10 protein-coding genes are annotated in these 11,736 nt (G+C 34.5%); all 10 read left to right on the top strand.

The window, feature by feature from the left end; translation table 11 throughout:
• The 10 genes from HALSA_RS00875 to lpdA all read left to right on the top strand — a co-directional run bounded on the left by HALSA_RS00875 (nt 1) and on the right by lpdA (nt 11,638).
• Complete coding sequence (locus HALSA_RS00875; protein ID WP_013404764.1) at nt 1–957, top strand: sugar ABC transporter substrate-binding protein; 957 nt, start codon at nt 1–3, stop codon at nt 955–957.
• A 120-nt stretch (nt 958–1,077) separates the two neighbouring features.
• The gene (locus HALSA_RS00880; protein ID WP_013404765.1) at nt 1,078–2,613 is read left to right on the top strand and encodes a sugar ABC transporter ATP-binding protein; all 1,536 of its coding nucleotides are present in this window, start codon (nt 1,078–1,080) and stop codon (nt 2,611–2,613) included.
• A 34-nt stretch (nt 2,614–2,647) separates the two neighbouring features.
• Nucleotides 2,648–3,679, top strand: coding sequence for an inositol 2-dehydrogenase (iolG, locus tag HALSA_RS00885; protein WP_013404766.1), 1,032 nt, complete (start codon nt 2,648–2,650; stop codon nt 3,677–3,679).
• 29 nt (nt 3,680–3,708) lie between these two features.
• The gene (locus tag HALSA_RS00890; protein WP_013404767.1) at nt 3,709–4,518 is read left to right on the top strand and encodes a sugar phosphate isomerase/epimerase family protein; all 810 of its coding nucleotides are present in this window, start codon (nt 3,709–3,711) and stop codon (nt 4,516–4,518) included.
• Nucleotides 4,519–4,565: 47 nt separating this feature from the next.
• Nucleotides 4,566–5,360, top strand: coding sequence for an SDR family NAD(P)-dependent oxidoreductase (locus tag HALSA_RS00895; protein ID WP_013404768.1), 795 nt, complete (start codon nt 4,566–4,568; stop codon nt 5,358–5,360).
• A 45-nt stretch (nt 5,361–5,405) separates the two neighbouring features.
• Complete coding sequence (locus HALSA_RS00900; RefSeq protein WP_013404769.1) at nt 5,406–6,617, top strand: M24 family metallopeptidase; 1,212 nt, start codon at nt 5,406–5,408, stop codon at nt 6,615–6,617.
• Nucleotides 6,618–6,753: 136 nt separating this feature from the next.
• Complete coding sequence (locus tag HALSA_RS00905) at nt 6,754–8,115, top strand: aldehyde dehydrogenase family protein (RefSeq protein ID WP_013404770.1); 1,362 nt, start codon at nt 6,754–6,756, stop codon at nt 8,113–8,115.
• Between the two features lie 30 nt (nt 8,116–8,145).
• Nucleotides 8,146–9,327, top strand: coding sequence for an ADP-forming succinate--CoA ligase subunit beta (gene sucC / locus HALSA_RS00910; protein WP_013404771.1), 1,182 nt, complete (start codon nt 8,146–8,148; stop codon nt 9,325–9,327).
• Nucleotides 9,308–10,177, top strand: coding sequence for a succinate--CoA ligase subunit alpha (sucD, locus tag HALSA_RS00915; RefSeq protein ID WP_013404772.1), 870 nt, complete (start codon nt 9,308–9,310; stop codon nt 10,175–10,177). The genes sucC and sucD overlap by 20 nt, the downstream gene beginning before the upstream one ends.
• Before the next feature lie 90 nt (nt 10,178–10,267).
• A complete protein-coding gene (lpdA, locus tag HALSA_RS00920) occupies nt 10,268–11,638 on the top strand; it encodes a dihydrolipoyl dehydrogenase (protein WP_013404773.1) in 1,371 nt (456 codons plus the stop codon).
• Nucleotides 11,639–11,736 lie beyond the last annotated feature (98 nt).

Raw genomic sequence — 11,736 nt, forward strand, 5'->3', positions numbered from 1 at the left:
TTGAAAAAATTATTTATAATATTAGCTTTAAGTTTGATTTTATTGGCAACTAGTGGTCTTGTTATGGCACAGGAAAATGAAGATATTGTAATCGGAATGACTGCTAATAATACTGGGGTAGACAGTTATCAAACTTTACATGATCAAGCATTTAGAGAGAAAGCTGATGAAATGGGCGTAGATTATATAATTTTGGATGCACGTGGAGAACCAATGAGACAGGTAGATCAAATAATGGATTTAATGACACAAGATGTTGATGTAATTGTTGTATGGCCTGTATCTGGACAAGCTATAGTTCCAGTATTACAGCAGGTTGAGCAAGCAGGTATCCCAGTTTTAATTGCTAATTCAAAAGTTGATGAAAGTGGTTTTGATTTAGTTAAAGGATTTGCTGGCCCTGATAATATTACACAGGGAGAATATGCTGCTCAAATGATGGCAGAAGCACTAGATGGTGAAGGTAAAATAGTTGAAATAATGGGTGCTCCAGGTTATATCACAGCAGAAGAAAGATCACAAGGATTCCATGATGAAGTTGAAGCTAATTATCCTGGTTTAGAAATAATCGAAACTCAACCAGCAGACTGGAATAGAGAAAGAGCCCAAGAAGTTATGGAAAACTATTTAACCAAATATGATGACGGAGAAATTGATGGAGTTTATGTTGGTGATGACAACATGGGTGTAGGTGCGATTAATGCTATACAATCAGCAGGTAGAGGCGATAACTTAAAGATGACCAGTGCTACAATGTTTGCAGATGGTTATGATGCAATGCTCGAAGGCGATATTCTTTATGGAACTCTATATCAGTCACCAATTGATGATGCTAATTACACAGTAGAAATTGCAGTTAAATTGGCTAGAGGAGAAGAAGTGGAATTCTTTAACTATTTCGAAACTCCAAAAGTTACCAGTGAAAACATCGACGAATTTGAAAGACCAACCTGGTAAATATAATATAATTACCTAAAATCATATATTCTACAGAAAGAGTTAAATCTTTCTGTAGAATATATTTAAAAACATTTTTTATCATTATTTGTAAATTGGTTTTATTTAAAAAGAAAGTAGGTGATTTCCATTAAAAACACAAAAGATAAAATCTTAGAGTTAAAAAATATTACTAAAGTTTTTCCCGGTGTAAAAGCTGTTGACGATGTTTCTTTTGAAGTAAATGCTGGAGAAGTTCATGCTTTAGTTGGTGAAAATGGTGCCGGGAAATCAACTTTAATGAAAGTAATGGCTGGTATTCATATTCCTGAAAAAGGAAATATTATTTACAATGGGGAAAAAGTTAAATTTAAAAATCCTCTGGATGCTAAGAAAAAAGGAATTATTTTAATTCACCAGGAACTGTCACTTGTTCCTAAGATGACCGTCGCTGAAAATATTCTTCTTGGAAGTTTACCAAACAAAAAAGGTGGTAGAATTGACTGGAAAGAACTGCACAAAAAGGCAGAGGAAGCTATAGAAAAGTTGGGCTGTCAGTTTAAACCTAAAGATTTAGTAGAAGATCTTACAATTGCTCACCAGCAAATGGTTGAGATAGCTAGAGCTATTTCTTATGATGCAAAAGTTGTAATTTTTGATGAGCCAACTGCATCTTTAACCCAGGAAGAAGTTGAAGTCCTCTATAAGAATATTGAATTACTAAAAGAGCAAGGGCTTGGAATAATTTATATTTCACATAAATTAAATGAAATTTTTGAGGTCTCTGATAAGATAACAGTTTTAAGAGATGGTAAATTAGTTGATACATTAGATACAGATAAAACTGATGAACCAGAAATTACTAAAAAAATGATTGGAAGAGATATTGAAGATTTTTTCGATTCTAAAAAAATAACAGAATATGGTGAAGAAGTTATAAGAGTTGAAAATTTAAGCAGAAAAGATGAATTTCAAAATATTAATTTTAATATAAAAAAAGGTGAAGTTTTAGGTCTTTACGGTTTGTTAGGTGCTGGTAGAACAGAAATTGCAGAAACTATATTTGGTATAAATAAACCTGATTCTGGCAAGATATATTTTAAAGGTCAGGAAGCAAATATTAACAATTCAAAAAAAGCTGTTAAACTGGGAATTGGGTTAGTACCTGAAAGTCGAAAAGAACAGGGTTTAGTTCTTGGGATGAGCACTCTTGATAATATAAGCCTTGCTAAAATTCCTTATGCCCACAATTATGGATTTATTAAAAATGCAGAGGTAAAAGCAATTTTTAATAAGTACAGAGATAGATTGTCGATCAGTACAACTGGACCTAAACAAAAGGTAATGAATTTAAGTGGGGGAAATCAACAAAAGATAGTAATTGGAAAATGGTTATGTTTAAATCCAGATTTAATAATTCTTGATGAGCCGACCAGAGGAATAGATGTTGGTTCTAAAGCAGAAATTCATAATTTAATAGCTGAACTGGCAGAAACAGGTATGGCAGTTCTAGTAATATCTTCTGAAATACCAGAGATATTGGCTGTAAGTCATCGTATTATAACTATGCACCAGGGTGATCAAACAGATGTGTTTACTGATGAAGAGGTTACAGAAGAAAAGCTAATTAAATCCATAACAAGTCATGCCAAAACAGAAGAGATGTGCAAAGTATAAGTCAGATTAAAATATTTTAAAGAGGAGAGCTATAATGAAAAAAACTTTTAAAAGTGATAAAGAAAAAATTAAAGTTGCTGTTTTGGGGATGGGGAGACAGGGCCAGATTCATTCCAAAAATATAGCTTATAAAATTCCAGAAGCTGAGTTAGTCTGTGTCTCTGATATCTCCATAGAAAGAGCAGAAAAAGTTGGGATTGAAGGTGTAGAACTTTATGATGATTATAAAGAAATACTTGAACGCGATGATGTTGAAGCTGTAGTAATAGCAACCTCTACTGATACACACGAACAGATAATTAAAGAAACAGCTAGAGCAGGGAAAGATATTTTTTGTGAAAAACCTATTGCATTATCTCTTGAAGCTATAGATGAAGTTTTAGATATTGTAGATGAAAATGGAGTAAAATTCATGGTAGGTTTTAACAGACGTTTTGATCCAACATTTATGAGAGTTAAAGAACACCTAAGTAATGGTAATATTGGAGAACCACATATTGTAAATATTACCAGTAGGGATCCTAAGCCACCTCATTTGGAATATTTAAAAGTATGTGGAGGAATATTTTTTGATACCTCTGTTCATGACTTTGATATGGCTCGTTTTCTATCTGAAGAAGAGATTACAGAAGTTTATGCCACAGGTAGTGTTTTAGTTGATGAAAGAATCGGTGAACTTGGTGATTTAGATACAACTATGATCACCCTAAAATTTGCCAATGGAGCTGTTGGCTCTATCAATAATTCCAGAAAAACTGGTTACAGCTATGATCAAAGAGTAGAGTTATTTGGATCAAATGGTTGTGCAATCGGAAATAATGAGAGACCAAATAGAGTGGAATTAACAGATCCTGAAGGGACCCATAAAGATGTTCCACTTTATTTTAATATAGAGAGATATCCAGAAGCTTTTTTTGGAGAAGTAAATGCATTTATCCAGGCAGTATACAATGACGAAGAACCTCCTGTAACAGGTAAAGATGGAAGAACAGCGGTAGTTTTATCAATTGCTGCCCAAAAATCTTATGAAGAAAATAGACCTGTTAAAGTTTCAGAAATTGGATAATAAAATTAATAAAAGGCAGGTGATGGTGGATGGATAACAAAATTGGTATTTGCCATTGGTCTTTGCCAATGGAAGGACCATTGGGCTGCAGATTAGCAGCAATAATAGGTTTAGACGGAATACAGTTAGATATCGGACACAGTTCTCGAGGTTTTATGCTTTCCCGTGATTTTGTTCAGGATGCTTATCTGGCTTTAGGTGCAAAATATGGTATTTCATTTCCTTCAATAACAATTAGAGAATTGGATGAAGTTGCAATGACAGATCCAGAAGGAACAGAATCCAGGGAATTGATGAATGAAGCCTTAATTAAAACTATTGATGCAGCAGAAGCGATGAACATACCAATAGTAATGGTGCCAAGTTTTGTAGAAAGTGAAATTACCAATGAAGAAGAATTTCAAGAAGCTGTCAGTTATCTTCAGTATGGTTGTGATTATGCTCAGGGAAAAAGAATAACAATAGCAACTGAAAACACACTTTCTGTTGCAGAGATAAAAAGATTAATCAAAGAAGTTGATAGAGATAATATTAAATTATATTTCGATTCCCAGAATCATTTTTTGCATAAAGACTATAATATTGCAGAAATTCTAGAAGAATTAATTGATTATGTTTGTCAGGTACATCTTAAAGATGGTAAGGATAAAGATTTAAGTGGTGCCTTATTGGGTGAAGGTGATACAGGCTTTTATGAAACGATGGAAGTTCTTAAAAAACATAACTATTCAGGTTGGTTAGTTTTTGAAAATTATTATGACCGTAAACCTCTCAGTCTTGAAAATGATAATCCTGTAGAACTTATTAAAAAAGATCTACAGACAGTAAAAGAGGTTTAAAATAAATTTCCAAATAAATCATTAAAAAATCAAAAGGAGTGACTAAAATGAGTGAATTTACAAGTGTTGAAGGTAAAGTTGCAATTGTTAATGGTTGTGCACAGGGTATTGGTGCTGGAGCAGCAAGAAAACTGGCAGAAGAAGGTTGTATTGTTGTAATGGGTGATATTAAACCTAAGGTAAAAGATACATTTGAAGAAATTAAAAAAGATAACCCAGGTTTAAAAGGATTTGCTAAAGTCGTCGATGTATCTAAAGAAGAAGAAGTAAAAGCGATCGTAGAAGAAACAATTGAAAAATATGGAAAACTAGATATCATGTTTAATAATGCTGGAATTCATATCGAAACAGGTAATGTCTGGGAAACTCCGGAAGAAACAATTGATAAAATTTTAGCAGTTAATTTTAAAGGTATGTTCTTTGGTTGTAAACATGCTGCAAAACAGATGAAAAAACAGGAAAGTGGTACTATTGTTAATACAGGCTCTTTCTTCGGTAAAGTAGGACATGCTGAATCAGCTACTTATGGTGCTTCAAAAGGTGCAGTTCATACAATGACCCAGTCACTTTCATTAGAAATGGCTCCATACAATGTTAATGTTAATGCTTTATGTCCTGGTTTAGCAGCTTCAGAAATGCACTGGGCATTTGTTGAAGCAGATGCAGAAAAAAGAGGTATCACTTTTGAAGAAATGAAAGAGGTAGAATTAGAAGAAATTCCTTTAAGTAGATATGGTTATGGTAAAGATATGGCTGGAGCAATTGTTTGGTTAGCCAGTGAAGCAGGATCTTATGTAACTGGACAATTAATTAATGTTAATGGTGGCTTAGACTTTTCATAAAAAGAAAGAATAATTTAAACTATTTGAACTATAGGAGGAAAATAAATGACATATGGAACAATGGCAGTAGATCATGAAATGAGAGTTGACTATGCTAAATTAAGAAAAGATAGACTTCGCAAAGCAAGAGAACAGATGGAAAAAGATGGAGTAGGAGCAATGCTCGTCTATGATCCAGATAATATAAGATATATCACCAGTACTAAAGTAGGTGAGTGGTCAAGAGATAAGCTTGGTAGATATGCACTTTTACCAAAAGGACATGAACCAATTTTATTTGAAATCGGTAGTGCAGTTCCTACTAAAAAACTGATGACTCCCTGGTTAAAAAATGAAAATATCAGACCAGCAAGAACCGATATGAGAGGTACAATTCCCGGTGGTGGAGCTGAAGCCGGTATCAAAGAAATCTATGAAATCCTCAAAGACCTTGGACTTGAAAAAGAACCGGTTGGAGTAGATGTGCTTACCGTACCGATGATGCAGGCATTTATGAAGTTTAATATGAACATTGTAGATGGTCAGCAGACAATGCTTGATGCACAAACAATCAAAACTGATGAAGAACTTCAACTTATTGAAATGTCAGCTGCAATGGTGGATGGAGCTTATGCAGATATAGTTGAATTCTGTAAACCAGGAGTTAAAGAAAATGAACTTGTTGCATTAATGAGATACCGTCTGCATGAACTTGGTGCAGAAAATGTACTTAATGTTAATGCAATTTCTGGAGACAGAGCATTCCCACACCCCCATGATGCATCAGACAGAATTATCAGACCTGGTGACTTAGTATTTATGGATGTTGTAAATGACTTTAATGGATATAAAACTTGTTATTACAGAACTTTCTCCTGTGGAGAACCAACAGAACAGCAGAAAGAGATTTATCAAAAATGTTCAGATCTTGTTAATGCTGCTATTGATAGAATTAAGCCTGGCGCAACAACAGATCAGGTTGCAGGATGTTGGCCTGACTGGAAAGAAATGGGCTTAGATAACAAATATGAAGGTTTAGCCTTACAGTTAGGACATGGAATTGGTATTTCTCACTGGTCAAAACCAACAATTACAGTTGGCCATTCCCATGAAAATCCTGTAGAGATTAAGAAAAACATGCATTTTGCTGTTGAAACTTATTATGGAGAAGAAGGTAATGCTGCTAGAATTGAAGAGCAAGTAATTGTAACAGATGATGGCTGTAAAGTAATTACTAAATTCCCATCTGATAGATTGATCAACTGTTGGGATTACTAAAGACTAGAATATTATAAGAAAAAAATAATCCCCTCGATCTCAGAACTCGATTATAGCGAAGAGTTTGAGGGGATTTAATCTTTTATGTTAACAGTTAACAGTTAAATTAGCACAAAAACAGAAAGGGGTAAATTTTATGAGTACTACTATTCAAGCAATGGTAGAAAAATCTAAAAAAGCACAAAAGGAATTTGAAAATAACTTCGGGCAGGAAGAAGTAGATCAAATAATTAAAGATATCACAAAATTAGTATATGACAGAGCAGAAGAATTTGCGAAAATGATTCATGAAGAAACCGGTATGGGTGTTTATGAAGATAAAGTTAAAAAACATTTAGGAAAATCTAAAATCATGTGGAAAGGTCTTAAAGGAAGAAAATCGATGGGGATAATCGAAAGAGATGAAGAAAAGGGAACAGTTACTTTCGCCAAACCTGTTGGGGTTGTTGCCTCACTTAGTCCGGTAACTAATCCTGTTGTAACTGCGATGAACAATATCGTGAATGCAATTAAAGGCAAAAATTCCATTATTGTTTCTTCTCACCCTGCTTCTTTAAATTCCGTTGTTTATTCAATTGATCTTTTTAATGATATTTTAAGCAGCTATAATGCACCTGAAAATCTAGTGCAAATTATTAAAGAACCTTCTATAGAGAAAACCAATGAACTGATGGCAGCCTGTGATGTTGTTGTAGCAACTGGTGGTCATGCTATGGTTAAAGCTGCTTATGGTAGTGGTAGACCATCTTATGGTGTAGGCCAGGGTAATGTACAGTGTATTGTGGATAGAGATGCTGATCTTAATGAAGCTGTTAAAACTATTATAAAGGGAAGAATATTTGATAATGGGATCATCTGTTCTGGAGAACAGACTTCTATTCTCCCTGCCGAAATGTATAATGAAGCAATTGAAATATTTAAAGAAAATGATGTTTATTATGTAGAAGATGATGAAGAAAAAGCTAAATTAACTGAACTTTTATTCCCTGAAGGTCATCTTAATAAAAAAATGGTTGGTCAGCCTGCCAAAGATATAGCAGCAGAAGTAGGAATTGATGTTCCCGAAGATACTGTAATGCTCTTAATTAAGGGAGATAAAGAAGATAAAGAAGATCTATTAAGAAAAGAGAAAATTTTCCCTGTAAATGTTGCTTATAGCTATGATGATTTAGATGAAGCAATCGATATAGCCCAAACTAACCTTGCAATAGAAGGTATAGGGCACAGTGTATCTGTTCATTCACACAATGAGGAAAATATAGAAAAAATTGCAGCAGCAGTTAAAGTTTCAAGAGTAATTGTTAATGCAGCCTGTTCACTTACAGTTGGAGGTAGCTTTACAAACGGTTTAGAACCTACTACTACACTTGGTTGTGGAACCTGGGGTAATAACAGTATATCAGAGAACTTTTATTTCAAACATCTCTTAAATACAACTAAAATAGCTTATTTACTTGAAGATGTAGAAGTTCCAACAGATGAAGAGTTCTGGGCATAAATATATTATTTATAGAAAGGAAGTGTTAGATTGAAACTATTAGAATATAAATCAATGGAATTGTTCTATGATTATAATATTCCTTCAAATAAGGGAGTTGTTATTGATTCCCTTGCAGATTTAGATAATACACAACAGGATGATGAACCTACTCGAGGTAGTAATGTTGGTGCAGAAATTGAAAATTATCCTGTAGTTGTAAAGGCCCAGGTGCAGACCGGTGGCCGAGGTAAAGCTGGAGGAATTAAATTTGCAGATAATGCTGAAGAGGTAAAACAAATCAGCAAAGATTTACTTGGTAGTGAAATTAAAGGCTTAGAAATTAAAAAACTTTTTGTTGTAGATATGATTGATGTAAAAAAAGAATGGTATTTAAGTATAACCCTTGACCGCAAAACAAAAACTCCTTTACTTATCTTTAGTACCGAAGGTGGAGTAGATATCGAGGAAACCGCTCACGAAACACCAGAAAAAATCGCAAAAATACCGATAAATCCAATGATGGGTATTAAAGCATATATGTTGAGATATCTGATCAATTATTTTGATGTTGATCCAAAATATTTAAAAGAGCTTACTGAGTTAGTAGAAAATCTCTATAAATTATTTAGAGAATATGATTGTCTGCTTGCAGAAATAAATCCACTTGTAATCACCGAAAATGAAGAACTTTTAGCACTAGACGGTAAAATTGATATTGATGATAATTCACTCTTCAGACATGATGATATTTTGAAGTTTAGAGATGAACTTACTGAAGATGCAAAAGTAATTGAAGCAAGAGAATATGATTTTCTCTATATACCGATCAGGGATACTGGAAACATAGGTGTTATAAGTAATGGTTCTGGTATGATAATGTCATCTATGGATTTAATTTCTCAAAGAGGTATGGAAGTAACCTGTGCACTCGACCTTGGTGGGGGAGCAACAGCAGAAAGAGTTAAAGAAGCGATTAAAATTGTGCTCTCAAATGATGATGTAGAAGTGCTGTTAATAAATATTTTTGGTGGAATTACCCGCTGTGATGAAATTGCTAATGGATTAAAGATGGCAGCTGATGCAGTAGGAGACAAAAAGGTAATTATTAGAGTTGAAGGAACTAACAAAGAAGCAGGACTAGATATAATTCATGGTATGAAGGATACTGTTGTTTCTGCTGACAGCATACTGGAAGGAGTGGAGAAATTATATGAGCATTTTAGTGGATGATAATACGAGATTAATTGTTCAGGGAATTACAGGAAGAGAAGGGAAATTCCACGCCGAGCAGATGCTTGAATATGGGACCAATGTAGTAGCCGGGGTTACACCTGGTAAAGGTGGTCAGGAAGTCCTGGGAGTACCTGTTTATGATACAGTAGCAGAAGCAGTCGAAAAACATGATGCAAATGCAACAGTATTATTTGTACCACCCAGATTTACAAAAGAGGGTGCTTTTGAAGCAATGGATGCCGGACTTAAATTAGTGATTACAATTGCTGAAGGGGTACCTGTACATGATATGTTAGAAGTGTATCATCATTCTAAAAAGTATGGTGCTACAGTTATTGGACCAAACTCTTTTGGAGTTATTTCTCCCGGGAAATCAAAAGCTGGCTTTATGGCACACAGAATCTTTTCTCCAGGCAAAGTTGCAGTTTTATCTAGAAGTGCAACTAACTGTTATGAGACAGTATTTATGATGAGCAACCGAGGAATCGGTCAGTCTACCGCAATAGGTATTGGTGGAGATATGATACCTGGCTCACCTTTCGTTGAGATGCTGCCTCTGCTAGAAGAAGATCCTGACACAGAAGTTATAGTTCTGATCGGGGAAATTGGAGGTAGTGATGAAGAAATTGCTGCAGAATATATAAAAGAAAATGTCAGCAAACCTGTGGTTGCTTTAATTGCCGGTAAAAATGCTCCTAAAGATACAAGTATGGGTCATGCTGGAGCAATTGTAGCACCTGATGGTACAGGTAGTGCAGAAAATAAAGAGAAAGTACTCAAAGAAGCTGGAGCATATATAGCAGAAAGTACTGAGGGTATAGTTGATATATTAGAAGAAATTCTTTAAAAAGCCACAAAAATAGCAAATCAAAGAAATTCTGAGTTTAAAATGGGCAGATAAATTTGGCTTAATTGATAATGCTGGAGGTTAAAGATAATGGAAAAATATGATATAGGAATATTAGGAGGTGGCCCTGGCGGATATGTTGCTGCAATAAGAGCCGCTCAGTTAGGGCTCAAAACTGCAGTCATCGAAAAAGATGTAGTCGGAGGTACCTGTTTAAATCGGGGTTGTATACCAACAAAAGCTTATCTAAAACATACAGAACTAATCCATGAGTTAAAAAGAATGGATGAGTTTGGAATAATGGTAGACGGATACAGCCTTGATTGGAAAAAGATGAGAGAACGCAAAAATAAAGTTGTTAGCAAATTAACCGGTGGTATCAGAGGCCTCTTCAAAAAAAATGGTGTAGATTTAATCAAAGGCATGGGAGAAGTAATAAATGAGCATGAAATCAAAATAACTGGTGAAAAGGATAGTAAAATTTGGGTTGAAAATATAATAATTGCTACAGGCTCAGCTCCCATTATGCCAGGATTAAAAGGTATAGATCTTCCTGATGTTATAAGTAGTAAAGAGGCTCTTGATTTAGATGAGCTTCCAGAAAGAATTGTAATCATCGGGGGAGGGGTTATTGGGGTTGAAATGGCTTCAATCTATTCCAGTCTGGAAGTAGATGTTACTATAGTTGAAATTTTGGATGATATATTGATTAATTTCGATAAAGAAATGGTTAAAATCCTTAAGAAAAGTCTAAAAAAACATGGAGTTAAATTAATGACCAGTTCTAAAGTAACTGAAATTGCTGAACAGGATGATGAGCTTATAGTAAAAATTGAGTCTGAAAAAGCAGATCAGATAGCTACTGACAAAGTACTGGCAGCTGTTGGACGCAAACCTGTATTTTCCGGTATAGAAAATTTGAACTTAGAAAGAGAAAATGGTTTTATCAAAGTTGATGCTCACATGGAAACAAGTACTGCTGGTATTTATGCGGTCGGAGATGTAACAGGTGGAATGCTTTTAGCTCATGAGGCCTCTGCTGAGGGTATTGTTGCTGTAAAAAATATAGTAGGTGAGCAGGAATTGAGAGATAATTTAATTCCAAACTGTGTTTACTCACTGCCAGAAATAGCGAGTGTTGGCATGACTGAAGCTGAAGCGAAAAAAGAGGGTTATGAAATAAAGGTTGGACGTTTTCCATTTATGGCCAGTGGAAAGGCAATTGCAATAGGTTCAGAAGAAGGTTTTGTAAAAATTATAGCAGATAAAAAATGGGATCAAATCCTGGGAGCACAGATAATTGGACCACATGCAACAGATTTAATTGCAGAAGCAGCAATTGCAATAAAACTGGAATCAACAGCAGAAATATTGGCCAATACAATCCATGCCCATCCCACACTTTCAGAATCAGTAATGGAAGCTGCTGAAGATGTAAATGATCTTGCAGTACATTTTTAATTAATGATATAAAAATAAGTAGATTATTAAAGCTGAATAATAATATTCGTTTTATCGGGGGAGAGGAGTAAGTCTTTGTTTATTATTATTCAGCTGCT

The sequence above is a fragment of the Halanaerobium hydrogeniformans genome, assembly GCF_000166415.1.
Classification (GTDB): domain Bacteria; phylum Bacillota; class Halanaerobiia; order Halanaerobiales; family Halanaerobiaceae; genus Halanaerobium; species Halanaerobium hydrogeniformans.

Coding starts and splice junctions, on each gene's coding strand:
- HALSA_RS00900 (WP_013404769.1), top strand. CDS start 5,406: ATGACATATGGAACAATGGCAGTAGATCATGAAATGAGAGTTGACTAT.
- HALSA_RS00895 (WP_013404768.1), top strand. CDS start 4,566: ATGAGTGAATTTACAAGTGTTGAAGGTAAAGTTGCAATTGTTAATGGT.
- lpdA (WP_013404773.1), top strand. CDS start 10,268: ATGGAAAAATATGATATAGGAATATTAGGAGGTGGCCCTGGCGGATAT.
- iolG (WP_013404766.1), top strand. CDS start 2,648: ATGAAAAAAACTTTTAAAAGTGATAAAGAAAAAATTAAAGTTGCTGTT.
- HALSA_RS00905 (WP_013404770.1), top strand. CDS start 6,754: ATGAGTACTACTATTCAAGCAATGGTAGAAAAATCTAAAAAAGCACAA.
- HALSA_RS00890 (WP_013404767.1), top strand. CDS start 3,709: ATGGATAACAAAATTGGTATTTGCCATTGGTCTTTGCCAATGGAAGGA.
- sucD (WP_013404772.1), top strand. CDS start 9,308: ATGAGCATTTTAGTGGATGATAATACGAGATTAATTGTTCAGGGAATT.